The sequence below is a fragment of the Escherichia sp. 10290 genome (assembly GCF_030295155.1).
Taxonomy (GTDB): domain Bacteria; phylum Pseudomonadota; class Gammaproteobacteria; order Enterobacterales; family Enterobacteriaceae; genus Escherichia; species Escherichia coli_F.
Map to the genome: position 1 here is coordinate 3,999,112 of NZ_AP025741.1, position 25,219 is coordinate 4,024,330.

The window sequence follows — 25,219 nt, forward strand, 5'->3', positions numbered from 1 at the left end:
TTTAAACTCCTGACATTCTTATTTCACCCAATGAAGTCATTTATTTTTAAATGAGACCAGGTCCTCATTTTAATAACCCCTGGCTGGAGAATATTGCACAATGGCCAACATCGAAATCAGACAAGAAACGCCAACTGCGTTTTATATAAAAGTTCACGACACAGATAATGTGGCAATTATTGTTAATGATAATGGCCTGAAAGCAGGAACGCGTTTTCCGGATGGGCTGGAATTAATTGAACATATTCCCCAGGGGCATAAAGTCGCATTGCTGGACATTCCGGCTAATGGTGAAATTATTCGTTATGGTGAAGTGATTGGTTACGCCGTGCGCGCAATCCCACGCGGAAGCTGGATCGACGAATCAATGGTTGTACTACCGGAAGCGCCACCGTTACACACGCTGCCACTGGCAACTAAAGTCCCGGCCCCCTTACCGCCACTGGAAGGATACACCTTTGAGGGCTATCGCAATGCCGATGGCAGCGTGGGCACCAAAAACCTGCTCGGCATCACCACCAGCGTCCACTGTGTGGCAGGCGTGGTGGACTATGTAGTAAAAATCATTGAACGCGATCTGCTACCGAAATACCCGAACGTCGATGGCGTGGTGGGGCTGAATCATTTGTACGGTTGTGGCGTGGCGATTAACGCACCGGCGGCAGTTGTGCCTATTCGTACCATTCACAATATTTCGCTGAACCCTAACTTTGGCGGCGAAGTAATGGTGATTGGTCTGGGTTGTGAAAAGTTGCAGCCTGAACGCCTGCTGACTGGAACGGATGATGTGCAAGCTATTCCAGTAGAAAGCGCCAGCATTGTCAGTTTGCAGGATGAAAAGCATGTCGGTTTTCAGTCCATGGTCGAGGATATTTTGCAGGTCGCCGAACGCCATCTACAAAAACTGAATCAACGTCAGCGAGAAACCTGTCCGGCTTCAGAACTGGTTGTCGGCATGCAGTGCGGTGGCAGCGATGCGTTTTCTGGCGTAACGGCAAATCCAGCCGTGGGTTATGCATCTGATCTACTGGTGCGCTGCGGTGCAACGGTGATGTTCTCGGAAGTCACAGAAGTGCGTGACGCGATCCATCTGCTGACGCCGCGCGCAGTGAACGAAGAGGTCGGCAAACGGCTGCTGGAGGAGATGGAGTGGTACGATAACTATCTCAATATGGGAAAAACCGACCGCAGCGCCAACCCTTCGCCGGGCAACAAGAAAGGCGGTCTGGCAAATGTGGTGGAGAAAGCGCTCGGCTCCATTGCTAAATCGGGTAAAAGTGCAATTGTTGAAGTGCTGTCGCCCGGTCAACGCCCGACTAAACGCGGATTAATTTACGCTGCGACGCCAGCCAGCGATTTTGTCTGTGGCACGCAACAGGTGGCTTCGGGGATTACCGTGCAAGTGTTTACGACCGGCCGTGGTACGCCGTACGGCCTGATGGCGGTACCCGTCATTAAAATGGCGACCCGCACCGAGCTGGCGAACCGCTGGTTTGATTTAATGGATATTAATGCGGGCACCATCGCTACCGGCGAAGAAACTATTGAAGAGGTGGGCTGGAAATTGTTCCATTTTATTCTCGACGTCGCCAGCGGGAAGAAGAAAACCTTCTCAGATCAATGGGGACTGCATAACCAGCTGGCGGTGTTTAACCCGGCACCGGTGACTTGATTTCTTTTGGAACGTCCCTCGCAAAACATGGCCTTAGTGCCATGTTTTTATTGTTTAAAGTCCACACATCCATTAATAATGCATTTGCATTACCTTAGTTCAAGCTTATAATTTGAGCAGAAAACAGGCTGTAAAAGGACAGTAAATAATGCCCGCTAATGCTCGCTCTAACGCTGTACTGACCACTGAATCAAAGGTCACGATACGCGGACAAACAACTATCCCCGCGCCAGTGCGTGAGGCCTTAAAACTGAAGCCAGGCCTGGACAGCATTCATTACGAAATTCTGCCTGGTGGGCAAGTATTTATGTGCCGACTGGGAGATGAACAGGAGGATCATACTATGAATGCATTTTTGCGTTTTCTGGATGCAGATATCCAGAATAACCCGCAAAAAACTCGTCCATTCGACATTCAACAAGGAAAGAAACTTGTCGCTGGCATGGACGTCAACATTGACGATGAGATTGGCGACGACGAATAATGGATTTTCCACAAAGGGTTAATGGTTGGGCGCTATATGCTCATCCCTGTTTTCAGGAAACCTACGATGCTTTAGTTGCCGAAGTCGAGGCATTAAAGGGAAAAGATCCTGAAAATTATCAGAGAAAAGCTGCCACAAAGTTATTGGCGGTGGTCCATAAAGTGATTGAGGAGCATATCACGGTCAATCCATCATCACCGGCATTCCGTCATGGCAAGTCGTTAGGCTCTGGGAAAAATAAAGACTGGTCACGGGTAAAATTTGGTGCTGGTCGCTATCGTCTCTTCTTTCGTTACAGTGAAAAAGAGAAAGTCATCATTCTGGGATGGATGAACGATGAAAACACGCTGCGCACCTACGGTAAAAAAACAGATGCCTATACCGTATTCAGTAAAATGTTAAAAAGAGGACATCCTCCTGCCGGCTGGGAAAGCCTCACCCAAGAGACAGAAGAAAACCATTGATGGTGTTCACAATGCCCGCCGAACACATTGGTGTTGACCAGCGGGCCCCCTTTCTCACTCCCCGACCAGAATCACTTCAACCCCAGCCTTTCGCAGTCCTTCCAGACTATCCGCAGGAATGCCTTCATCAACAATGATCATGTCGATACGTTGAGTATCAATGATCTTATGTAAACTGGAACGGTTGAACTTACTGGAATCGGTGACCACAATGATCCGTTCCGCAACTTCGCACATCCGACGGTTTAAACGGGCTTCATCTTCATTATGCGTGCTGACGCCGCGCTCCAGATCGATCGCATCTACGCCGAGAAAAAGCATATCAAAGTGGTAATTTTGTAGCGATTGTTCAGCCTGATCGCCGTAAAAAGATTGCGACTGACGCCGCAGATGCCCGCCGGTCATAAGAAGTTCAACGCCTTCTGCTTCCAGCAGTGCATTGGCTACGTTCATACCATTGGTCATCGCAATTACGTCAGTGTGCTTGCGCATCAGACGAGCAATCTCAAAAGTGGTGGTCCCGGAATCGAGGATCACCCGATGACCTGGCTGAATCAACTCAACGGCAGCTTTCGCAACGCTGCGTTTCATCGCAGTGTTCAGCGCGCTTTTATCTTCCACTGATGGCTCGACTGACGGCGTCGTGCTATCGCAGATCAACGCGCCGCCATAGGCCCGCACAGCGATCCCCTGCTTTTCCAGAAACGCCAGATCGTTGCGGATCGTCACAGTAGATACGCCATACAATGCCGACAGATCGTTAACCTGCACACTCCCTTGCTGTCGCAGGCGCTGAATGATTTGTTCTCGTCGCTCGCTGGTGCCTGTCACTCGCTTCTCGCCTGAAGCGTCGGTATTACTCATAGTAAGTCCTTTCGTAAAACTTTCGTTTCATTTCGTTTTGTCTATTAACGCCTTTCTATTGAGCAAATGCAAGCCCACCTTGCCCATTGACGCAAGCTACTCTCGTTTCAGTGACTTTCATTATGTTTCTTTTGTGAATCAGATCAGAAAACTATTATCTTTCGTTTTATTTTTATCTCACCATGACGCAGTATCAACTGAAACAAAACGAAAGATTAATATCGCAGCAATCTGAACTGGAGAGGAAAGTGAAACATCTGACAGAAATGGTGAGGCAGCACAAAGAGGGCAAAACAAATGGGATTTATGCCGTTTGTTCCGCACACCCGCTGGTGCTGGAAGCTGCAATCCGCTACGCCAGTGCAAACCAAACACCGTTACTGATTGAAGCGACATCCAATCAGGTGGACCAGTTCGGCGGTTATACCGGAATGACACCCGCCGATTTTCGCGGCTTTGTTTGTCAGCTCGCCGACTCATTGAATTTCCCACAAGACGCGTTGATTCTGGGTGGTGATCATCTGGGGCCAAACCGCTGGCAAAACCTGCCTGCAGCTCAGGCGATGGCCAATGCCGATGATTTGATTAAAAGCTACGTGGCGGCAGGATTCAAAAAAATTCACCTTGATTGCAGCATGTCCTGTCAGGACGATCCGGTTCCCTTAACCGATGACATCGTGGCTGAACGCGCCGCCCGACTGGCTAAAGTCGCGGAAGAAACCTGCCGTGAACACTTTGGCGAAGCCGATCTGGTCTATGTCATTGGTACCGAAGTGCCGGTACCTGGCGGCGCGCATGAAACCTTAAGCGAGCTGGCGGTCACCACGCCGGATGCCGCCCGCGCCACGCTGGAAGCCCATCGTCACGCCTTTGAAAAGCAAGGTCTGAATGCCATCTGGCCACGCATCATTGCTCTGGTGGTACAACCCGGCGTCGAATTCGATCACACCAACGTTATTGATTATCAGCCAGCTAAAGCGACCGCCTTAAGCCAGATGGTCGAAAACTACGAAACGCTGATTTTCGAAGCGCACTCTACCGATTATCAAACGCCGCAATCGCTGCGCCAGCTGGTGATTGACCACTTTTCCATTCTGAAAGTTGGCCCAGCGCTGACCTTCGCCCTGCGTGAAGCACTGTTTTCACTGGCAGCGATTGAAGAAGAACTGGTGCCAGCGAAAGCCTGTTCCGGTCTGCGTCAGGTACTGGAAAACGTGATGCTCGACCGCCCGGAATACTGGCAAAGCCACTACCACGGTGACGGCAACGCACGTCGCCTGGCGCGTGGTTATAGCTACTCGGATCGCGTGCGCTATTACTGGCCGGACAGCCAGATTGATGACGCTTTCGCTCATCTGGTTCGTAATCTGGCGGATTCACCGATTCCGCTGCCGCTCATCAGTCAGTACCTGCCGCTGCAATACGTGAAAGTTCGCTCCGGCGAGCTGCAGCCAACGCCACGGGAACTCATTATCAACCATATTCAGGACATCCTGGCGCAGTACCACACAGCCTGTGAAGGCCAATAAGCAAAACAAAGAGGAACACGCTATGCCAAATATTGTTTTAAGCCGGATTGATGAACGCTTGATTCACGGTCAGGTCGGCGTTCAGTGGGTCGGATTCGCGGGGGCAAATCTGGTGCTGGTAGCCAATGACGAGGTTGCCGAAGATCCGGTACAACAAAACCTGATGGAAATGGTACTGGCAGAAGGGATCGCCGTACGTTTCTGGACGCTGCAAAAAGTGATCGACAACATCCACCGCGCCGCCGATCGGCAGAAAATTCTGCTGGTTTGTAAAACACCTGCCGATTTCCTGACGCTGGTTAAAGGTGGGGTCCCGGTGAGTCGCATTAACGTTGGCAACATGCACTATGCCAATGGCAAGCAGCAAATTGCCAAAACGGTTTCTGTGGATGCGAGCGATATCGCGGCATTTAACGGCCTGAAAGCCGCTGGGGTGGAATGCTTCGTTCAGGGCGTTCCGACAGAACCTGCTGTGGACCTCTTTAAATTACTTTGAGGGATTCATTATGGAAATCAGTCTGTTGCAGGCATTTGCGTTGGGCATTATCGCCTTTATCGCTGGCCTGGATATGTTTAACGGCTTGACCCATATGCACCGCCCGGTGGTCCTCGGCCCGTTAGTTGGGTTGGTGCTTGGCGATCTGCATACCGGTATTTTAACCGGCGGTACGCTGGAACTGGTGTGGATGGGGCTGGCACCACTGGCGGGCGCACAGCCGCCTAACGTGATTATCGGAACTATCGTCGGCACGGCATTTGCCATTACTACTGGTGTGAAACCGGATGTCGCGGTCGGTGTCGCCGTACCTTTCGCTGTCGCAGTACAGATGGGGATTACCTTCCTGTTCTCGGTGATGTCTGGCGTGATGTCCCGCTGCGACCGGATGGCGGAGAACGCCGATACTCGCGGCATTGAACGCGTGAACTATCTGGCATTGCTGGCACTCGGCACGTTCTATTTTCTCTGCGCTTTCCTGCCTATCTACTTCGGCGCGGAGCATGCAAAAACCATCATTGATGTCCTGCCGCAACGGTTAATCGACGGCCTTGGCGTCGCGGGCGGCATCATGCCAGCAATCGGTTTTGCCGTGCTGCTGAAAATCATGATGAAAAACGTCTATATCCCCTACTTCATCCTGGGCTTCGTTGCCGCCGCCTGGCTCAAGTTACCGGTGCTGGCTATTGCTGCCGCCGCGCTGGCGATGGCGCTGATCGACCTGCTGCGTAAATCTCCTGAACCGACTCAACCTGCGGCACAGAAAGAGGAATTTGAAGATGGCATCTAATCAAACCACCCTGCCGAACGTCAGCGAAAATGAAGAGACACTACTGACAGGCGTCAATGAAAACGTATACGAAGATCAGAGCATTGGCGCGGAGCTAACAAAAAAAGATATCAACCGCGTCGCCTGGCGTTCCATGCTGTTACAAGCGTCTTTTAACTACGAGCGTATGCAGGCTTCCGGCTGGTTGTACGGTCTGCTGCCTGCTCTGAAAAAGATCCACACTAATAAACGCGACCTGGCGCGCGCCATGAAGGGACATATGGGTTTCTTCAATACCCATCCATTTCTGGTGACGTTTGTTATTGGCATTATCCTCGCGATGGAGCGTTCTAAGCAGGACGTTAACAGTATTCAGAGCACCAAAATTGCCGTCGGTGCGCCGCTCGGCGGGATTGGCGATGCCATGTTCTGGCTAACGTTACTGCCGATTTGTGGCGGGATTGGTGCCAGTCTGGCATTGCAAGGCTCTATTCTTGGCGCAGTCGTCTTTATTGTGCTGTTCAACGTGGTACACCTGGGGCTGCGTTTTGGTCTGGCGCATTATGCTTACCGCATGGGCGTGGCGGCGATCCCACTCATTAAAGCGAATACCAAAAAAGTCGGCCATGCAGCGTCTATCGTTGGGATGACGGTGATCGGCGCGCTGGTGGCAACCTATGTTCGTTTAAGCACCACGCTGGAAATCACGGCGGGCGACGCAGTGGTTAAGCTGCAGGCTGACGTTATCGACAAACTGATGCCTGCCTTCTTACCGCTGGTCTACACCCTGACCATGTTCTGGCTGGTACGCCGCGGCTGGAGTCCGCTGCGCCTGATTGCGGTTACCGTGGTTCTTGGCATCGTCGGTAAATTCTGTCATTTCCTTTAAATACAATGAGGTATTAGATGTTAAGTATTATTTTGACAGGGCATGGCGGATTTGCCAGCGGCATGGAAAAAGCAATGAAGCAAATCCTCGGCGAGCAGTCGCAGTTTATCGCCATTGATTTTCCGGAAACCTCAAGCACTGCGCTGCTTACATCGCAGCTTGAAGAAGCCATTGCCAAACTGGATTGTGAAGACGGCATTGTTTTTCTGACAGATTTGCTGGGCGGCACACCGTTTCGCGTGGCTTCAACGCTGGCGATGCAAAAACCGGGCTATGAAGTGATCACCGGCACCAATTTGCAACTGTTACTGGAAATGGTGCTGGAGCGCGAAGGGTTAAGCGGTGAAGAATTCCGTGTACAGGCGCTGGAGAGTGGACACCGTGGGCTGACCAGTCTGGTGGACGAGTTAGGCCGCTGCCATGAAGAATGTCCGGTCGAGGAAGGAATATGACACACGTTCTGCGCGCCAGAAGGCTGCTGACTGAGGAGGGCTGGCTTGATGATCATCAGTTGCATATTGCTGACGGTGTAATTGCAGCAATCGAACCGATTCCAGTGGGCGTGGCTGAACGCGATGCGGAACTGCTCTGCCCCGCTTATATCGATACCCATGTACACGGTGGTGCGGGCGTTGATGTTATGGATGACGCGCCGGATGTGCTCGACAAGCTGGCAATGCACAAGGCACGGGAAGGTGTCGGCAGTTGGTTGCCGACTACCGTAACCGCGCCGCTTAATACCATTCATGCGGCGCTGGAACGTATTGCTCTACGCTGCCAGCGCGGTGGACCTGGTGCGCAAGTGCTGGGGAGTTATCTCGAAGGACCGTACTTCACGCCGCAGAATAAAGGCGCACATCCGCCGGAGCTGTTTCGCGAGCTGGAAATTGCCGAGCTGGATCAATTGATTGCTGTTTCACGGCATACCTTGCGCGTGGTGGCGCTGGCACCGGAAAAAACGGGCGCGTTACAAGCCATTCGTCATCTTAAACAGCAGAACGTGCGGGTAATGCTGGGACATAGCGCAGCAACCTGGCAACAAACCCGCGCCGCGTTTGACGCTGGTGCCGACGGCCTGGTGCATTGCTATAACGGGATGACAGGTTTACATCACCGCGAACCGGGAATGGTTGGCGCAGGATTAACGGACAAGCGCGCCTGGCTGGAACTGATAGCCGATGGTCATCATGTACATCCGGCGGCGATGTCGCTGTGTTGTTGCTGTGCGAAAGAGAGAATCGTGCTCATCACCGACGCGATGCAGGCAGCCGGGATGCCGGATGGTCGCTATACGTTATGTGGTGAAGAGGTGCAGATGCACGACGGCGTTGTCCGTACCGCGTCCGGTGGACTGGCGGGCAGTACGCTGTCTGTTGATGCGGCTGTTCGCAATATGGTCGAGCTGACGGGCGTAACGCCAGCGGAAGCCATCCATATGGCGTCGCTGCATCCGGCGCGAATGCTGGGTGTTGATGGTGTTTTGGGATCACTTAAACCGGGCAAACGCGCCAGCGTCGTTGCGCTGGATAGCGGACTGCATGTGCAACAAATCTGGATTCAGGGTCAATTAGCTTCGTTTTGATGATTTGCTCCTTTATTGGGCCTTCACTTCCCCCGTAAGGCCTTTCTTTTTCTTTCGTTTTAATCTGTGCAGTGGTGTCGAATGCGACGCTGGCGCGTCTTATCCGCTCTAACGGTACGCCGCTTCCAGCAATCGGTACACATAGCGACGTCATCACGCAATCCTTTAATCTTCCCTTGTCTTTTCTTTCAACGATCACAAATTTCGTTTTATTTCTTTTTTCTCCATTGAACTTTCGATTTCTTTTCTATAGATTTTAATCAACGAAACGAATCACCAAGTGAAATGAAACGAAAGGCAAGCGAAACCTGCAATGCCGGAAGTCAAGTTCATCAGACTAAGGATTGAGTTATGCCAGAAAATTACACCCCAGCGGCCGCCACCACCGGCACATGGACTGAAGAAGAGATCCGCCATCAGCCTCGCGCATGGATCCGTTCACTCACCAACATCGACGCGCTACGTTCCGCGCTCAATAACTTCCTTGAACCGTTACTGCGCAAAGAGAATCTGCGGATCATCCTGACCGGAGCCGGAACCTCGGCATTTATCGGTGACATCATCGCGCCGTGGCTCGCCAGCCATACCGGTAAAAACTTCAGCGCCGTACCAACCACCGATCTGGTCACCAATCCGATGGACTACCTGAATCCAGCTCATCCGCTGCTGATGATCTCCTTCGGTCGATCCGGCAACAGCCCGGAAAGCGTCGCCGCCGTGGAACTGGCGAATCAGTTTGTACCGGAATGCTATCACCTGCCGATCACCTGCAACGAAGCGGGCGCTCTTTACCAAAACGCGATCAACAGCGACAACGCGTTTGCCCTGCTGATGCCCGCAGAAACGCACGATCGCGGCTTTGCGATGACAAGCAGCATTACCACTATGATGGCCAGCTGCCTCGCGGTTTTCGCACCTGAGACAATCAATAGCCAGACCTTCCGCGACGTAGCGGATCGTTGCCAGGCGATCCTGACCTCACTGGGCGATTTCAGCGAAGGTGTGTTTGGTTACGCACCGTGGAAACGGATCGTTTATCTCGGCAGTGGTGGATTACAGGGTGCAGCACGCGAGTCGGCGCTGAAAGTGCTTGAACTAACGGCGGGTAAACTGGCGGCCTTTTATGATTCCCCGACCGGATTCCGTCATGGGCCTAAATCACTGGTCGATGACGAAACGCTGGTGGTGGTGTTTGTCTCCAGCCACCCCTATACGCGTCAGTATGATCTTGATCTGCTGGCAGAACTCCGCCGTGACAACCAGGCAATGCGCGTAATCGCTATCGCCGCGGAAAGCAACGACGTTATTACCGCCGGTCCACATATCATCCTGCCGCCGTCCCGTCACTTTATCGACGTTGAGCAGGCATTTTGCTTCCTGATGTACGCCCAGACATTTGCACTGATGCAATCGCTGCACATGGGCAATACGCCGGATACCCCATCAGCCAGCGGCACCGTTAACCGCGTGGTGCAAGGCGTAATCATTCATCCGTGGCAGGCATAAGAGGATCGCATTATGAGCATTATCTCCACCAAATATCTGTTACAGGACGCCCAGGCCAATGGCTACGCGGTGCCTGCTTTTAACATTCATAACGCCGAGACGATCCAGGCGATCCTCGAAGTGTGCAGTGAAATGCGATCGCCGGTGATCCTCGCCGGGACGCCGGGGACCTTTAAACATATCGCGCTGGAAGAGATCTACGCCCTGTGTAGCGCCTATTCCACAACCTACAACATGCCACTGGCGCTGCATCTCGACCACCACGAATCGCTGGATGATATTCGCCGTAAAGTCCACGCAGGCGTGCGCAGTGCGATGATCGACGGCAGCCACTTCCCGTTTGACGAGAACGTGAAGCTGGTGAAATCGGTTGTCGACTTCTGCCACTCACAGGATTGCAGCGTGGAAGCAGAACTGGGCCGCCTGGGCGGTGTTGAAGATGACATGAGCGTTGACGCCGAAAGTGCATTCCTGACCGATCCACAAGAAGCTAAACGCTTTGTCGAACTGACTGGCGTCGACAGCCTGGCGGTAGCGATTGGTACGGCGCACGGCTTATACAGCAAAACGCCGAAGATTGATTTCCAGCGACTGGCGGAAATTCGTGAAGTGGTAGATGTTCCTCTGGTGCTGCATGGTGCCAGCGATGTTCCAGATGAATTTGTCCGCCGCACTATTGAACTTGGCGTCACAAAAGTAAACGTTGCCACAGAATTAAAAATAGCTTTCGCTGGCGCGGTTAAAGCCTGGTTTGCGGAAAATCCGCAGGGTAATGATCCTCGTTATTATATGCGCGTCGGTATGGATGCGATGAAAGAAGTTGTCAGAAATAAAATTAATGTCTGTGGTTCAGCGAATCGAATTTCAGCATAATCATTAGTTTTTTATGATTTATCCCAATGTACTTCCCGATTAATATCGGGGAGTGCCTTAATGGTAAAGGAGATAACTAAACCTTAATAAATACATCAGTAAAATATCGCAACAATAATATATTTAAAAAAATTATATTATTCAACTTTATGGTGAGGATTACACAATGAGCAGTCCAAATATTCTCTTAACCCGTATTGATAACCGTCTGGTTCACGGTCAGGTTGGTGTGACCTGGACATCTACCATCGGTGCAAATCTGCTGGTGGTCGTGGATGATGTTGTCGCTAACGATGATATTCAACAGAAATTAATGGGTATTACCGCGGAAACCTACGGCTTTGGCATTCGTTTCTTTACTATCGAAAAAACCATTAACGTCATCGGCAAAGCTGCACCGCATCAGAAGATCTTCCTGATTTGCCGTACGCCACAAACGGTACGTAAATTGATAGAAGGTGGCATTGACCTGAAAGATGTCAACGTCGGCAATATGCATTTCTCGGAAGGTAAAAAGCAAATCAGCAGTAAAGTTTATGTCGATGACCAGGATCTCACGGACTTACGCTTTATTAAACAACGCGGTGTGAATATTTTTATTCAGGACGTCCCCGGCGATCAAAAAGAACAAATCCCTGACTAAATTTAAAATCGCCTTAATACTGGTTTGAGGTAATAAAAATGCATGAAATAACCCTAATTCAGGGATTATCCCTGGCGGCGTTAGTTTTCGTTCTGGGGATTGATTTTTGGCTGGAAGCCTTATTTTTATTCCGCCCGATAATCGTTTGTACCCTTACAGGTGCTATTCTCGGTGATATTCAGACTGGCTTAATTACCGGTGGCCTAACAGAACTGGCTTTCGCCGGATTAACCCCCGCAGGTGGTGTACAGCCGCCCAACCCAATTATGGCGGGTCTGATGACTACCGTCATTGCATGGTCTACGGGCGTCGATGCCAAAACGGCAATTGGCCTTGGTCTGCCGTTTAGTTTGTTAATGCAGTACGTCATTCTGTTCTTCTATTCGGCATTCTCATTATTTATGACCAAAGCTGATAATTGTGCGAAAGAGGCGGATACAGCAGCGTTTTCCCGACTTAACTGGACAACGATGCTCATCGTCGCTTCAGCGTATGCGGTGATTGCTTTCCTCTGTACTTACCTGGCGCAAGGGGCGATGCAGGCGCTGGTGAAAGCGATGCCCGCCTGGCTGACCCACGGCTTTGAAGTGGCTGGCGGCATTCTGCCTGCCGTTGGTTTTGGCTTGCTGCTGCGCGTAATGTTCAAAGCGCAATATATCCCTTACCTGATCGCCGGTTTCCTGTTTGTTTGCTACATCCAGGTCAGCAACCTGTTGCCGGTTGCCGTACTGGGCGCAGGCTTTGCGGTGTATGAGTTTTTCAATGCGAAATCCCGGCAGCAAGCGCAACCGCAGCCCGTTGCCAGTAAAAATGAAGAAGAGGACTACAGCAATGGGATCTGAAATCAGTAAAAAAGATATCACCCGTCTGGGCTTTCGTTCGTCACTCCTGCAAGCGAGCTTTAACTACGAAAGGATGCAGGCGGGCGGTTTTACCTGGGCGATGTTGCCGCTCCTGAAAAAGATTTATAAGGACGACAAACCGGGCCTAAGCGCGGCGATGAAAGATAACCTCGAATTTATTAATACTCACCCGAATCTGGTCGGATTCCTGATGGGGTTATTAATTTCGATGGAAGAAAAAGGAGAAAACCGCGACACCATTAAAGGCCTCAAAGTGGCGCTGTTTGGCCCAATCGCCGGGATTGGTGATGCGATTTTCTGGTTTACTTTGTTGCCGATTATGGCGGGGATTTGCTCATCGTTTGCCAGTCAGGGAAACCTGCTGGGGCCGATTCTATTTTTCGCCGTTTACCTGCTTATCTTCTTCCTGCGCGTCGGCTGGACCCACGTCGGTTATTCAGTCGGCGTGAAGGCGATCGATAAAGTGCGAGAGAACTCGCAGATGATTGCTCGTTCGGCAACCATCCTCGGGATCACGGTAATCGGCGGGCTGATCGCTTCGTATGTGCATATTAACGTGGTGACATCGTTTGCCATCGACAGTACCCACAGCGTCGCGCTGCAGCAGGATTTCTTCGATAAAGTCTTCCCGAACATTTTACCGATGGCCTACACCCTGTTGATGTATTACTTCCTGCGGGTGAAAAAAGCGCATCCGGTGCTGTTAATCGGCGTGACTTTTGTGCTCTCTATTGTTTGTTCCGCATTCGGCATTTTGTAAATGGAACGAGGCACTGCGTCTGGTGGTGCCTCTTTACTAAAGGAATTTCATCCTGTGCAAACCCTTCAACAAGTTGAAAACTATACGGCGTTAAGTGAACGTGCCAGCGAATATTTATTGGCCGTGATCCGTAGCAAACCGGATGCCGTGATTTGCCTGGCGACCGGAGCCACACCATTACTGACGTATCATTATCTGGTAGAAAAAATCCACCAGCAGCAGGTTGATGTCAGCCAACTAACCTTCGTGAAGCTCGACGAATGGGTGGATCTGCCATTAACAATGCCTGGCACCTGCGAAACTTTCCTTCAACAGCATATCGTGCAGCCGCTGGGGCTACGTGAAGACCAGCTCATCAGCTTTCGCTCTGAAGAGATAAATGAGACAGAGTGCGAACGGGTAACGAACCTGATTGCGCGCAAAGGCGGTCTGGATTTATGCGTTCTCGGATTGGGAAAAAACGGCCATCTTGGGCTGAACGAACCGGGAGAAAGTCTGCAACCAGCAAGCCATATCAGCCAGCTTGATACCAGAACGCAACAACATGAGATGTTAAAAACCGCGGGCCGTCCCGTGACTCGTGGGATCACTTTAGGCCTGAAGGATATTCTCAATGCCCGCGAAGTTTTGTTACTGATAACTGGCGAAGGAAAGCAGGATGCGACAGAACGTTTTCTCACGGCTAAAGTCTCTACCGCTATCCCGGCTTCGTTTTTATGGCTGCATAACTATTTCACATGCATGATTGATGAGATGTGTCGTCGTTAAATCGCCCGGTGTAGGCGTTGCAGCTCTATTCTTGCTGCGACGCCTGTAATCACTCCCCCTGCTGTTCCAGCGCATACTTATACAGCGCATTTTTCTTCACGCCGTGAATTTCTGCTGCCAGCGCCGCCGCTTTTTTCAGCGGCAGTTCTGCCTGCAACAGCGCCAGCGTGCGCAGGGCATCGGCGGGTAAGTCTTCTTCCTGCGCTTTATGGCCTTCAACAATCAGCACCATTTCGCCTTTGCGACGGTTTTCATCTTCTTTTACCCACGCCAGCAGCTCGCCAACGGGCGCGCCGTGAATGGTTTCCCAGGTTTTGGTGAGCTCACGCGCCAGCACCACGTAACGGGACTCACCCAGCACAGCAACGATATCTTCCAGGCTATCTAACAGACGGTGGGTGGATTCATAAAAAATCAGCGTGCGCGGCTCCGCTTCAATGGCTTTTAGCGCATCACGGCGGCCTTTTGATTTGGCAGGTAAAAAGCCTTCATAACAAAAACGATCGGATGGTAAACCCGCAGCACTTAATGCAGTGATAGCAGCACACGGCCCCGGTAGTGGCACCACGCGAATCCCCGCTTCTCGGCAGGTACGCACCAGATGATAGCCGGGATCGTTAATCAGTGGCGTTCCGGCATCGGACACCAGCGCAATGTTTTGCCCTTCCTGCAGCTTCGCCAGTAACGTTTCGGCTTTCTGTTGTTCGTTATGGTCGTGCAAGGCGAACAACCTGGCGTTAATTCCAAAATGTTGCAGCAGTAAACCGGTATGACGCGTATCCTCGGCGGCAATCAGATCAACGGCCTGTAAAACCTCCAACGCACGCTGGGTGATATCTGCCAGATTGCCGATTGGCGTCGGTACAATGTAAAGCTGGCCCTGAGAATTATCCGCCGATTGGTGTTGTTTCATTGTGTCGTCCGTATTGCCGATTTAATATTGAGCATTGCGTAAAAAAAATATCACTGGATACATTATGGTACCCTCAACATTTTCTCGTTTGAAAGCCGCGCGTTGTCTGCCTGTTGTTCTGGCAGCCCTGATTTTCGCCGGTTGTGGCACCCATACTCCCGATCAGTCCACTGCCTATATGCAGGGCACGGCGCAGGCTGATTCTGCCTTTTATCTTCAGCAGATGCAGCAAAGCGCTGATGATACCAGGATCAACTGGCAATTACTCGCCATTCGTGCACTGGTGAAAGAAGGTAAAACCGGGCAGGCGGTGGAGCTGTTTAACCAGCTGCCGCAGGAACTGAACGATTACCAGCGTCGCGAGAAAACTCTTCTGGCAGTAGAAATTAAGCTGGCGCAGAAAGATTTTGCTGGCGCACAAACCCTGCTGGCGAAAATCACACCTGCCGATTTAGATCAAAACCAGCAGGCGCGTTACTGGCAGGCAAAAATCGATGCCAGTCAGGGGCGTCCTTCCATTGATTTACTGCGCGCCTTAATTGCTCAGGAACCCCTGCTCGGCGCGAAAGAAAAGCAACAGAATATTGATGCTACATGGCAGGCACTCTCCTCCATGACTCAGGACCAGGCGAATACGCTGGTGATCAACGCCGACGAAAATATTCTGCAAGGCTGGCTTGATCTGCAGCGCGTCTGGTTTGATAACCGTAACGATCCCGACATGATGAAAGCTGGGATCGCCGACTGGCAGAAACGTTATCCGAACAACCCGGGCGCGAAAATGCTGCCTACGCAGTTGGTAAACGTAAAAGCATTTAAACCAGCGTCAACCAACAAAATAGCCCTGCTGTTGCCACTGAATGGCCAGGCAGCGGTATTTGGCCGCACTATTCAGCAAGGCTTTGAAGCGGCGAAAAATATCGGCACTCAGCCAGTGGCGGCACAGGCAACTGCCGCACCAATCGCAGACGTTGCAGAACAACCCCAGCAGCAAACTGTTGACGGCGTTGCCAGCCCGGCACAAGCCTCGGTTAGCGATCTGACAGGCGAAGAAACCGCGGCTCAACCAGTGCCTGTAAGCGCCCCGGCGGCAAACACTGCGGCGGTAAGCGCCCCCGCGAATCCATCCGCAGAGCTGAAAATTTATGATACCTCATCACAACCGCTTAGCCAGATCCTCAACCAGGTTCAGCAGGATGGCGCGAGTATTGTGGTCGGTCCGTTGCTGAAAAATAACGTTGAAGAGTTACTGAAAAGCAACACCCCGCTGAACGTGCTGGCACTGAACCAGCCAGAAAATATCGAAAACCGCGTCAATATTTGTTACTTCGCGCTTTCACCGGAAGACGAAGCGCGCGATGCAGCGCGTCATATTCGTGACCAGGGTAAACAAGCGCCACTGGTGCTGATCCCTCGCAGTTCGCTGGGCGATCGCGTAGCCAATGCGTTTGCGCAAGAGTGGCAGAAGCTGGGCGGCGGCACCGTTCTGCAACAAAAATTTGGTTCCACCAGCGAATTACGCGCGGGAGTTAACGGTGGTTCTGGTATCGCTTTAACCGGTAGCCCGATTACTCCCAGAGAAACAACCGACTCCGGCATGACGACCAACAATCCAACGCTGCAAACCACGCCAACCGATGACCAGTTCACCAATAATGGCGGTCGTGTCGATGCGGTGTACATTGTGGCAACGCCGGGTGAAATCGCTTTTATCAAACCGATGATCGCCATGCGTAACGGTAGCCAGAGCGGTGCAACGCTGTACGCAAGCTCCCGAAGCGCACAAGGCACCGCGGGTCCGGATTTCCGTCTGGAAATGGAAGGTTTGCAATATAGCGAAATCCCGATGCTGGCGGGCGGTAATCTGCCATTAATGCAGCAGGCGCTCAGTGCGGTGAATAACGATTATTCGCTGGCTCGCATGTATGCGATGGGCGTTGATGCCTGGTCGTTGGCAAATCATTTCTCACAGATGCGCCAGGTTCAGGGTTTCGAAATCAACGGTAATACCGGAAGTCTGACGGCTAACCCGGATTGCGTAATTAACAGGAAGTTATCATGGCTACAGTACCAACAAGGTCAGGTAGTCCCCGCCAGTTAACCACTAAACAGACCGGCGATGCGTGGGAGGCACAAGCGCGTCGCTGGCTGGAGAGCAAAGGACTGCGGTTTGTCGCCGCTAACGTGAACGAGCGTGGCGGCGAGATCGATCTGATAATGCGTGAAGGCAGGACCACCGTTTTTGTCGAGGTGCGTTACCGCCGCTCAGCCCTTTACGGTGGTGCGGCAGCCAGTGTGACCCGCAGCAAACAACACAAATTATTACAGACTGCCCGCTTGTGGCTCGCGCGTCATAATGGGAGTTTTGATACTGTGGATTGCCGGTTCGATGTGGTAGCCTTCACCGGGAATGAAGTTGAGTGGATTAAGGATGCCTTTAATGACCACTCATAATTAAGGTTTAAGGATTAGCGTGCAAGAACGAATTAAAGCTTGCTTCACTGAAAGCATTCAAACTCAAATTGCGGCAGCAGAGGCGCTTCCGGATGCCATCTCCCGTGCAGCCATGACGCTGGTTCAGTCTCTGCTCAATGGCAACAAAATCCTCTGTTGTGGTAATGGAACTTCCGCTGCCAATGCACAGCATTTTGCTGCCAGCATGATCAACCGATTCGAAACGGAGCGGCCCAGCTTACCTGCCATTGCACTAAATACTGATAATGTTGTCTTAACGGCGATTGCCAACGATCGCTTACATGATGAAGTGTATGCAAAACAAGTGCGGGCGCTGGGGCATGCGGGAGATGTGTTGTTAGCCATTTCCACCCGTGGCAACAGCCGCGATATCGTAAAAGCAGTAGAAGCTGCTGTTACGCGTGATATGACCATTGTGGCATTGACTGGCTATGACGGCGGTGAACTTGCAGGGTTGTTAGGGCCACAGGATGTGGAGATCCGCATTCCTTCGCATCGTAGTGCTCGCATTCAGGAAATGCATATGCTGACGGTAAATTGCTTGTGCGATCTGATCGATAACACGCTTTTCCCTCACCAGGATGTTTAAGGAGAATACATGAAGGCATTATCGCCAATCGCAGTCCTTATTTCCGCACTGCTGTTGCAAGGTTGCGTTGCTGCCGCCGTAGTGGGCACCGCGGCTGTGGGTACAAAAGCCGCAACTGACCCACGCAGTGTCGGCACCCAGGTGGATGATGGAACCCTGGAAGTGCGCGTGAACAGCGCATTGTCGAAAGACGAACAAATCAAGAAAGAAGCACGCATTAATGTAACGGCCTATCAGGGCAAAGTGCTGCTGGTTGGGCAGTCACCAAACGCTGAACTTTCGGCTCGCGCCAAACAGATTGCTATGGGCGTAGACGGTGCCAACGAAGTGTATAACGAGATTCGTCAGGGCCAGCCGATTGGTCTGGGCGAAGCGTCTAACGATACGTGGATCACCACCAAAGTGCGTTCGCAGCTCTTAACCAGCGACCTGGTGAAATCGTCCAACGTGAAAGTGACCACCGAAAACGGTGAAGTGTTCCTGATGGGGCTGGTGACTGAACGTGAAGCGAAAGCGGCGGCAGATATTGCCAGTCGGGTGAGCGGCGTAAAACGTGTAACCACAGCGTTTACGTTTATTAAATAGCAGCACCTTGTAATGCCTGATGCGACGCTTGCCGCGTCTTATCAGGCCTACACGACACAAACCGTAGGTCGGATAAGGCGCCTGCGCCGCATCCGACTGCCGTTGCCTGATGCGACGCTTGCCGCGTCTTATCAGGCCTGCAACGATGCAAACCGTAGGTCGGATAAGGCGTTTACGCCGCATCCGACATGTTTTCCCTCAAATCAGAACAACAGCGCCAGCCCGCCGACAATCACACCAGACACCGCCACCATCGCACCCGTCAGCCATAAGGCTTTCGCCGGGAACGCTTTACGCAACATTATCAGCGACGGCAAACTTACAGCAGGAAGCGTCATCAACAATGCCAGCGCCGGAGCGGTTCCCATACCTGCCAGCATCATCGTTTGTACAATCGGAATTTCTGCTGCCGTGGGAATGACAAACAAGCATCCCGCTACCGCCATCGCAATCACCCACATCAGGCTGTTATCGACAGCACCATCGGCATGGGGGAATAACCAGACGCGAGCGGCACCCAACGCCAGTACGGCAAGGATATATACCGGGATCGTACTCCAGAAAAGCGTCCATAGCGCCCTACCCCAGCGGCTAAAGAATCCGCCCTGCACTTCCGGCATATCAATTTCGACCGGTGCCTGTGTTTGCGGTGTTTCACGCACCCATTTTTGCACCAGGGTCGCAATCAGCAACACCATCACCAGTCCCGCCACCAGACGAATCGCCGCAAAGCCCCAGCCGAGGACAAAACCCATAAACACCAGCGTCGCCGGATTTAACAACGGATTGCCCATCCAGAATGCCAGCGCCCCGCCCATCGACACCTGTTGGCGACGCATCCCCGCCGCGACCGGTGCCGCACAGCAAGTACACATCATGCCCGGCAGCGAAAACAGCGTTCCCAGCAGCGTGCCGCGAAAGCGCGATTGCCCAAGCGTACGCAGCAGCCAGTCACGAGGGATCAGCACCTGAATCAACGACCCGAGGATCACTCCCAGCACCGCCGCTTTCCATACCGCGAGGAAATAGATCATCGCGTAATCCAACGCCGCCTGCCACGGATTAGCATCCGCCTGTGAGAGTATTGATTTACCGATGTTGTGAGTTTCGGCGGCGGTAAACGCTTTGCCGTAGTAAGGTTGCCATTTCACATACCAGAGACCAGCAATGACAACGAGAAAGAAAAGCGCGGGTTTCCACCACTGAATGGGCGTTGCCGCCTGAGATGAAGACTGACCAGTCATAGCATTCCCCAGGAATTAGTTATGATAATTGAGCGCGTGAATATTACGCTCACTATCAATTCTTGGGAATAATTATTCAGCTCTTTTGCGTAATTCTGAAGAGCTTAAAATAGTCACACCTTCATGCTCAGGCCGCATCGCCTCTGCCAGCATGACCCGCGCCACGTCTCGCGCATCAATGGATTTCCAGTTACCCGGTAGCAGACGAAACAACGGTGCAAAAAGCGTTTCGTTCATCCGCTGCTTGCTGCGATCGCCCAGCAACATCGACGGACGGGCAATGGTCAGTTTCGGCCAGTTCTGGGCGATTAACGCTTCTTCCATCTCCCCTTTGACGCGGTTATAGAAAAACGGCGAGTGGGGATTGGCCCCCATAGCACTGACTACCAGCATATGCTGAGCACCCAGTCGCCGTCCGGTTAATGCGGTATCCACAACCAGCGTGTAATCGGCATGAATAAACGCTTCTTTGCTCCCCGCTTCCCGCCGCGTGGTGCCGAGACAACAAAACACAATGTCGATGGGATCGGTGACCTGTGCCAGCGCGTCGGTCAGTTGCGGATCATGGGGATTGAACACTCCTGGCATATCTCCCAACGGACGTCGCGTCGGTGCAGCAATAGCGTTAACTTTCGGTTCGTTAATCAACATCCGCAGCAGGTGACCGCCCACCAGCCCCGTTGCGCCTGTAATCAGTACCTGACTCATCTTCGCTCCTTTACAGAATTGTCTGCCTTGCGCTCCCCGGCTCATGCACCAGGCTTAATAGACCATGAGGTAATTATCCCCGATTGTGAGAAATTCGCCTCATCCAATGCAACAACGCGGAGGAAGCATGAGTAAGAAAATTGCCGTTTTAATCACTGATGAATTTGAGGATTCAGAATTTACTTCACCCGCAGACGAGTTCCGTAAAGCCGGACACGAAGTGATTACCATTGAAAAACAAGCGGGTAAAACGGTGAAAGGGAAAAAAGGAGAAGCCAGCGTGACCATCGATAAATCCATCGATGAAGTGACGCCAGCGGAGTTTGATGCCCTGCTGCTACCGGGCGGCCATTCACCGGATTATCTGCGTGGCGACAACCGTTTTGTCACCTTTACCCGTGATTTTGTGAATAGCGGCAAACCGGTGTTTGCCATTTGCCACGGTCCGCAGCTGCTGATCAGCGCCGATGTGATTCGGGGACGCAAACTGACCGCGGTTAAACCGATTGTGATTGATGTTAAAAACGCGGGCGCGGAATTTTACGATCAGGAAGTGGTGGTCGATAAAGATCAGCTGGTTACCAGTCGGACACCGGACGATTTGCCCGCGTTTAACCGCGAGGCGTTACGCCTGCTCGGTGCCTGAGCTACGTAGCCAAATCATTTTTTTACCAAAGCCCAGCGTGTTGTCAGTGAATTTGATTTCATCAAGCCGGATTTCCCACACCGGCGCCGACAGCATTCTGGCAACCGGAAAGCGACGATTATACGCCTTGCGCGCAAGGTCGCTTTCCTCACCTTCCAGTCTGCGGATCTCACCTTTAAACTGCACACCGCGAATTAACGCTACCGTTTTCGGCTGACCGTTTACCGTTCCAGCAACTGCCGCCTGCGGCCCACTCATCTGCGCGTGACGCGTTTTTTCCTCCGTCAAAATGTAGAAGGCAACTTTCTGTGCATCAAAAAGATAAAAGGCATTGGCGCACCACAATTCCCCTTCCTGCTGCACACACCAGGTGACAACATGTTGTTTTGCCAGCCAACGGCTGATGGCGGTGAGTGTTTCCATAGCTGTTCTCTTTTATACTGTGGGCCTGACCTTAACATGTGACGCAGACGATGACACCCTGGTTTCTTTACTTGATCCGTACCGCCGACAATAAGCTTTATACCGGGATCACCACGGATGTTGAACGCCGCTATCAGCAGCACCAAAGCGGAAAAGGGGCGAAAGCACTGCGCGGGAAAGGAGAACTGACGCTGGCGTTTTCCGCGCCAGTGGGCGACCGCTCGCTGGCGTTACGGATGGAATATCGCATCAAGCAACTGACCAAACGGCAAAAAGAGCGTCTGGTAGCGGAAGGCGCAGGGTTTGCAGAACTGTTGAGCAGCCTGCAAACCCCGGAGATTAAAAGCGATTGAAGTGTTCGTGATACTCAACCAGACCGGTTACGCCGTTCAGCGCATCATCCGCTAAACGATGTACCTGGAAGGCGCTTTCAGTGCCCGGCCAACGACAACGCAGATCGTGATGCGCCGCCAGTTCAAAGCCGAAACGGCTGTACAGCGCCGGATCGCCCAGCGTCACCACTGCGGCATAGCCGAACTCATTAAGCGAATCGAGTCCTTCATAGACCAGTTGGCGTGCCAGCCCCTGTCCACGGTATTTTTCATCTACCGCCAGCGGTGCCATGCCGACCCATTGCAGGTCTTCGCCCTGCACATCAACCGGACTAAATGCCACATAGCCAATGACCTGACCTTCGTCATCTGTCGCCACCAGCCCCAGCGTCAGAAAGCCATCTTCACGCAGATCGTGAACCAGCTTCGCTTCCGCATCGCTTTCGAATGAACGACGCAGCAGGGCATCAATACCCGGCGCATCAATGGGAATTTCTACTCGAATTAGCATGGTTCACCTACCGATGTCTGTTTGGTTTCAGGCGCGGTTTTCATTCCCGCCTCAACAAAATCCGCCAGTTGCAGCAGCATCATGCGTAAGGCTTTCGGCATTTGCTCCAATTCAATGGCGTCCATCAGGTTTTTCACATATAACCCCAGCTCCGTATCGCCTTCAATCACCAGCCGACGTTGGAAGAAGAGCGTGTCCGGATCTTGTTTACGCGCCGCAATCATCAGAAGATCGCTGGCGTCGGCACTAAAACTCACATCAGCTTGCGCGTTCTGGCTAACGACCAGTTTGCCATTCACCACCGAGGTAAACCATTGCAGGTCAATATCACGCACATGAATACTTAACCAGCGGCCTTCAAGAAACTCCAGCTCGCCATCATCCAGCGCCTGGCGGAATTGCCAGCTTAAGACCTGCTCAAGAACCTGGCGTTTTAGCGCAAATGGCGTCAGTTTTACCGGTACACTCAACAGAGATGGCCCCAAATGCACAATACGGGAACGCAGTTTATCCAACACGAGTTTTACTCCCTGTTTCAACAATCATCCTATTTTGCCATATCAGAAAAATAACATAGCGGTATAAATCAACAATTCCATATGAAATTGCTGCTACCACCAATACAACTTTAACTGCCTTAAATCAAAAATTGTCGCTGCAAGGTTAACTAAAATCCCAGTTCGTTAACATTTTTGCGTTTTGATAGCGCACCCTTCAGGAAAAATTATGGAGCTGCTCTGCCCTGCCGGAAATCTCCCGGCGCTTAAGGCGGCCATCGAAAACGGCGCAGATGCTGTTTATATCGGGCTAAAAGATGATACCAATGCCCGTCACTTCGCCGGCCTTAACTTTACCGAGAAAAAATTGCAGGAAGCGGTGAGTTTTGTCCATCAACATCGCCGCAAACTTCACATCGCGATTAACACTTTTGCGCATCCGGACGGTTACGCCCGCTGGCAGCGCGCCGTGGATATGGCGGCGCAGCTGGGTGCCGACGCGCTGATCCTCGCCGACCTCGCCATGCTGGAGTACGCCGCCCAGCGATACCCGCATATTGAGCGTCATGTGTCAGTGCAGGCTTCGGCGACCAATGAAGAGGCGATTCACTTTTATCATCGCCATTTTGACGTTGCCCGCGTGGTGCTGCCGCGCGTGTTATCGATTCATCAGGTGAAACAACTGGCGCGGGTCACGCCTGTACCGCTGGAAGTGTTCGCTTTCGGCAGTCTGTGCATTATGTCGGAAGGTCGTTGCTATCTGTCGTCGTATCTGACGGGTGAGTCGCCCAACACCGTGGGGGCATGTTCTCCGGCCCGTTTCGTGCGCTGGCAGCAAACGCCGCAGGGGCTGGAATCCCGCCTGAACGAAGTGCTGATCGACCGTTATCAGGACGGCGAAAACGCAGGTTATCCGACGCTGTGTAAAGGGCGTTATCTGGTGGACGGCGAGCGCTATCATGCGCTGGAAGAACCAACCAGTCTCAATACCCTTGAGCTACTGCCGGAGTTAATGGCGGCGAATATCGCTTCGGTGAAAATTGAAGGCCGCCAGCGTAGCCCTGCGTATGTCAGCCAGGTAGCGAAAGTCTGGCGTCAGGCTATCGACCGTTGTAAGGCCGATCCGCAAAACTTCGTGCCGCAAAGCGCGTGGATGGAGACGCTCGGGTCGATGTCCGAAGGCACACAAACCACTCTTGGCGCGTATCACCGTAAATGGCAGTGAGAAAAGTAATGAAATATTCCTTAGGGCCGGTGCTGTGGTACTGGCCAAAAGAGACGCTGGAAGATTTTTATCAGCAGGCCGCCGCCAGCAGCGCAGACGTGATTTATCTCGGTGAAGCGGTCTGTAGCAAACGCCGGGCAACCAAAGTTGGCGACTGGCTGGAGATGGCAAAATCGCTCGCCGGAAGTGGCAAGCAGATTGTGCTCTCCACGCTGGCGCTGGTGCAGGCATCCTCCGAACTGGGCGAACTGAAACGCTATGTTGAGAACGGTGAGTTTCTGATTGAAGCCAGCGATCTCGGCGTGGTGAATATGTGCGCTGAGCGCAAACTGCCGTTCGTCGCCGGACACGCTCTGAACTGCTACAACGCGGTGACGCTGAAAATATTGCTCAAACAGGGAATGATGCGCTGGTGTATGCCGGTGGAACTTTCCCGCGACTGGCTGGTGAATCTGCTTAATCAGTGCGATGAGCTGGGCATTCGCAACCAGTTTGAAGTGGAAGTCTTGAGCTACGGTCATCTGCCGCTGGCCTACTCCGCCCGCTGCTTTACCGCGCGTTCGGAAGACCGCCCAAAAGATGAGTGTGAAACCTGCTGCATTAAGTATCCGAACGGGCGCAACGTGCTGTCGCAGGAAAACCAACAAGTGTTTGTGCTCAATGGCATTCAGACCATGAGCGGCTACGTGTACAACCTCGGTAACGAGCTGGCATCCATGCAGGGGCTGGTTGATGTGGTCCGCCTGTCACCGCAGGGTACTGACACTTTCGCGATGCTCGACGCCTTCCGCGCTAATGAAAATGGCGCTGCACCACTCCCGTTGACGGCAAACAGCGACTGTAATGGCTACTGGAGACGGCTGGCTGGGCTGGAACTGCAAGCCTAAGCAAATAGCTCACTTTGTTAAC

The 25,219-nt window shown here is 52.3% G+C and carries 30 protein-coding genes; 23 read left to right on the plus strand and 7 right to left on the minus strand.

Features of this window, described 5'->3' with window-relative positions; genetic code table 11:
* Window positions 1-100: 100 nt before the first annotated feature.
* From garD to yhaV, 3 genes are all read left to right on the plus strand, one after another.
* The gene (gene garD, locus QUE74_RS20215; RefSeq protein WP_001273739.1) at window positions 101-1,672 is read left to right on the plus strand and encodes a galactarate dehydratase; all 1,572 of its coding nucleotides are present in this window, start codon (window positions 101-103) and stop codon (window positions 1,670-1,672) included.
* Window positions 1,673-1,820: 148 nt separating this feature from the next.
* Window positions 1,821-2,156 carry a type II toxin-antitoxin system antitoxin PrlF gene (gene prlF / locus QUE74_RS20220; protein ID WP_001296435.1) on the plus strand — a complete coding sequence of 112 codons (336 nt, stop codon included), beginning with the start codon at window positions 1,821-1,823 and terminating at the stop codon, window positions 2,154-2,156.
* Complete coding sequence (yhaV, locus tag QUE74_RS20225) at window positions 2,156-2,620, plus strand: type II toxin-antitoxin system ribonuclease toxin YhaV (RefSeq protein WP_000347256.1); 465 nt, start codon at window positions 2,156-2,158, stop codon at window positions 2,618-2,620. The genes prlF and yhaV overlap by 1 nt, the downstream gene beginning before the upstream one ends.
* A 54-nt stretch (window positions 2,621-2,674) precedes the next feature.
* On the opposite strand, the gene agaR is transcribed toward yhaV, so the two are convergent.
* Complete coding sequence (gene agaR, locus QUE74_RS20230) at window positions 2,675-3,484, minus strand: aga operon transcriptional regulator AgaR (protein ID WP_000072187.1); 810 nt, start codon at window positions 3,482-3,484, stop codon at window positions 2,675-2,677.
* A 248-nt stretch (window positions 3,485-3,732) separates the two neighbouring features.
* Between agaR and kbaZ the strand changes: the two genes are divergently transcribed.
* From kbaZ to QUE74_RS20290, 12 genes are all read left to right on the plus strand, one after another.
* The gene (kbaZ, locus tag QUE74_RS20235) at window positions 3,733-5,013 is read left to right on the plus strand and encodes a tagatose-bisphosphate aldolase subunit KbaZ (RefSeq protein WP_001360987.1); all 1,281 of its coding nucleotides are present in this window, start codon (window positions 3,733-3,735) and stop codon (window positions 5,011-5,013) included.
* A 22-nt stretch (window positions 5,014-5,035) separates the two neighbouring features.
* The gene (gene agaV / locus QUE74_RS20240; RefSeq protein ID WP_001354983.1) at window positions 5,036-5,509 is read left to right on the plus strand and encodes a PTS N-acetylgalactosamine transporter subunit IIB; all 474 of its coding nucleotides are present in this window, start codon (window positions 5,036-5,038) and stop codon (window positions 5,507-5,509) included.
* A gap of 10 nt (window positions 5,510-5,519) precedes the next feature.
* The gene (gene agaW / locus QUE74_RS20245) at window positions 5,520-6,299 is read left to right on the plus strand and encodes a PTS N-acetylgalactosamine transporter subunit IIC (RefSeq protein ID WP_000406214.1); all 780 of its coding nucleotides are present in this window, start codon (window positions 5,520-5,522) and stop codon (window positions 6,297-6,299) included.
* Complete coding sequence (agaE, locus tag QUE74_RS20250) at window positions 6,289-7,167, plus strand: PTS N-acetylgalactosamine transporter subunit IID (RefSeq protein WP_001295548.1); 879 nt, start codon at window positions 6,289-6,291, stop codon at window positions 7,165-7,167. Before agaW ends, agaE begins: the two co-directional genes overlap by 11 nt.
* Window positions 7,168-7,184: 17 nt before the next feature.
* The gene (gene agaF, locus QUE74_RS20255) at window positions 7,185-7,619 is read left to right on the plus strand and encodes a PTS galactosamine/N-acetylgalactosamine transporter subunit IIA (RefSeq protein ID WP_000948820.1); all 435 of its coding nucleotides are present in this window, start codon (window positions 7,185-7,187) and stop codon (window positions 7,617-7,619) included.
* Entirely contained in the window at window positions 7,616-8,749 is a 1,134-nt protein-coding gene (gene nagA, locus QUE74_RS20260; RefSeq protein ID WP_001360988.1) for an N-acetylglucosamine-6-phosphate deacetylase, read from the plus strand. The genes agaF and nagA overlap by 4 nt, the downstream gene beginning before the upstream one ends.
* Before the next feature lie 351 nt (window positions 8,750-9,100).
* Window positions 9,101-10,255, plus strand: coding sequence for an AgaS family sugar isomerase (locus tag QUE74_RS20265; RefSeq protein WP_001114897.1), 1,155 nt, complete (start codon window positions 9,101-9,103; stop codon window positions 10,253-10,255).
* Window positions 10,256-10,267: 12 nt separating this feature from the next.
* Window positions 10,268-11,128: a tagatose-bisphosphate aldolase subunit KbaY gene (gene kbaY, locus QUE74_RS20270; RefSeq protein WP_000022773.1), complete on the plus strand. Its 861-nt coding sequence runs from the start codon at window positions 10,268-10,270 to the stop codon at window positions 11,126-11,128.
* Window positions 11,129-11,294: 166 nt separating this feature from the next.
* Window positions 11,295-11,771, plus strand: a complete 477-nt coding sequence (gene agaB / locus QUE74_RS20275) for a PTS galactosamine transporter subunit IIB (RefSeq protein ID WP_000098012.1) — start codon at window positions 11,295-11,297, stop codon at window positions 11,769-11,771.
* Window positions 11,772-11,809: 38 nt separating this feature from the next.
* Window positions 11,810-12,613 (plus strand): PTS galactosamine transporter subunit IIC, encoded by an 804-nt coding sequence (gene agaC, locus QUE74_RS20280; RefSeq protein ID WP_000544466.1) that lies wholly within the window; start codon window positions 11,810-11,812, stop codon window positions 12,611-12,613.
* Complete coding sequence (gene agaD / locus QUE74_RS20285) at window positions 12,603-13,394, plus strand: PTS galactosamine transporter subunit IID (protein ID WP_000534360.1); 792 nt, start codon at window positions 12,603-12,605, stop codon at window positions 13,392-13,394. Before agaC ends, agaD begins: the two co-directional genes overlap by 11 nt.
* Complete coding sequence (locus QUE74_RS20290) at window positions 13,395-14,162, plus strand: galactosamine-6-phosphate isomerase (protein WP_072157066.1); 768 nt, start codon at window positions 13,395-13,397, stop codon at window positions 14,160-14,162.
* Window positions 14,163-14,211: 49 nt separating this feature from the next.
* Here QUE74_RS20290 and rsmI read toward each other — a convergent pair whose 3' ends face one another.
* Entirely contained in the window at window positions 14,212-15,075 is an 864-nt protein-coding gene (rsmI, locus tag QUE74_RS20295; RefSeq protein ID WP_000809263.1) for a 16S rRNA (cytidine(1402)-2'-O)-methyltransferase, read from the minus strand.
* Window positions 15,076-15,139: 64 nt separating this feature from the next.
* Here rsmI and lpoA point away from each other — a divergent pair, with 64 nt between their 5' ends.
* From lpoA to dolP, 4 genes are read left to right on the plus strand one after another with little or no spacing between them, the layout of a single operon-like run.
* On the plus strand, window positions 15,140-17,176 hold the full coding sequence (lpoA, locus tag QUE74_RS20300) for a penicillin-binding protein activator LpoA (RefSeq protein ID WP_000249091.1): 2,037 nt from the start codon (window positions 15,140-15,142) through the stop codon (window positions 17,174-17,176).
* The gene (locus QUE74_RS20305) at window positions 17,134-17,529 is read left to right on the plus strand and encodes a YraN family protein (RefSeq protein ID WP_000246844.1); all 396 of its coding nucleotides are present in this window, start codon (window positions 17,134-17,136) and stop codon (window positions 17,527-17,529) included. The genes lpoA and QUE74_RS20305 overlap by 43 nt, the downstream gene beginning before the upstream one ends.
* Window positions 17,530-17,548: 19 nt before the next feature.
* On the plus strand, window positions 17,549-18,139 hold the full coding sequence (diaA, locus tag QUE74_RS20310; RefSeq protein WP_001158035.1) for a DnaA initiator-associating protein DiaA: 591 nt from the start codon (window positions 17,549-17,551) through the stop codon (window positions 18,137-18,139).
* Window positions 18,140-18,148: 9 nt separating this feature from the next.
* A complete protein-coding gene (gene dolP / locus QUE74_RS20315; RefSeq protein ID WP_000646033.1) occupies window positions 18,149-18,724 on the plus strand; it encodes a division/outer membrane stress-associated lipid-binding lipoprotein in 576 nt (191 codons plus the stop codon).
* Window positions 18,725-18,927: 203 nt separating this feature from the next.
* Here the strand turns inward: dolP and QUE74_RS20320 are convergent, their stop codons facing one another.
* Complete coding sequence (locus QUE74_RS20320; protein ID WP_000147587.1) at window positions 18,928-19,968, minus strand: permease; 1,041 nt, start codon at window positions 19,966-19,968, stop codon at window positions 18,928-18,930.
* A 72-nt stretch (window positions 19,969-20,040) separates the two neighbouring features.
* Window positions 20,041-20,676 (minus strand): NAD(P)H-binding protein, encoded by a 636-nt coding sequence (locus QUE74_RS20325; protein ID WP_001352912.1) that lies wholly within the window; start codon window positions 20,674-20,676, stop codon window positions 20,041-20,043.
* 127 nt (window positions 20,677-20,803) lie between these two features.
* Here QUE74_RS20325 and yhbO point away from each other — a divergent pair, with 127 nt between their 5' ends.
* A complete protein-coding gene (gene yhbO, locus QUE74_RS20330; protein WP_000037614.1) occupies window positions 20,804-21,322 on the plus strand; it encodes a protein/nucleic acid deglycase in 519 nt (172 codons plus the stop codon).
* Here the strand turns inward: yhbO and QUE74_RS20335 are convergent.
* Complete coding sequence (locus tag QUE74_RS20335) at window positions 21,302-21,745, minus strand: YhbP family protein (RefSeq protein ID WP_000449454.1); 444 nt, start codon at window positions 21,743-21,745, stop codon at window positions 21,302-21,304. The genes yhbO and QUE74_RS20335 overlap by 21 nt on opposite strands.
* 50 nt (window positions 21,746-21,795) lie before the next feature.
* Here QUE74_RS20335 and yhbQ point away from each other — a divergent pair, with 50 nt between their 5' ends.
* On the plus strand, window positions 21,796-22,098 hold the full coding sequence (gene yhbQ, locus QUE74_RS20340) for a DNA damage response exodeoxyribonuclease YhbQ (RefSeq protein WP_000189330.1): 303 nt from the start codon (window positions 21,796-21,798) through the stop codon (window positions 22,096-22,098).
* On the opposite strand, the gene QUE74_RS20345 is transcribed toward yhbQ, so the two are convergent.
* Window positions 22,085-22,588, minus strand: a complete 504-nt coding sequence (locus QUE74_RS20345) for a GNAT family N-acetyltransferase (RefSeq protein ID WP_000908554.1) — start codon at window positions 22,586-22,588, stop codon at window positions 22,085-22,087. The two genes, yhbQ and QUE74_RS20345, sit on opposite strands and share 14 nt — an antisense overlap.
* The gene (gene ubiT, locus QUE74_RS20350) at window positions 22,582-23,106 is read right to left on the minus strand and encodes a ubiquinone anaerobic biosynthesis accessory factor UbiT (protein WP_001295552.1); all 525 of its coding nucleotides are present in this window, start codon (window positions 23,104-23,106) and stop codon (window positions 22,582-22,584) included. Before ubiT ends, QUE74_RS20345 begins: the two co-directional genes overlap by 7 nt.
* A 208-nt stretch (window positions 23,107-23,314) precedes the next feature.
* Between ubiT and ubiU the strand changes: the two genes are divergently transcribed.
* Window positions 23,315-24,310, plus strand: coding sequence for a ubiquinone anaerobic biosynthesis protein UbiU (gene ubiU / locus QUE74_RS20355; RefSeq protein ID WP_001354986.1), 996 nt, complete (start codon window positions 23,315-23,317; stop codon window positions 24,308-24,310).
* Between the two features lie 8 nt (window positions 24,311-24,318).
* Complete coding sequence (locus tag QUE74_RS20360) at window positions 24,319-25,197, plus strand: U32 family peptidase (RefSeq protein ID WP_001296442.1); 879 nt, start codon at window positions 24,319-24,321, stop codon at window positions 25,195-25,197.
* The last annotated feature ends 22 nt before the right edge of the window (window positions 25,198-25,219 follow it).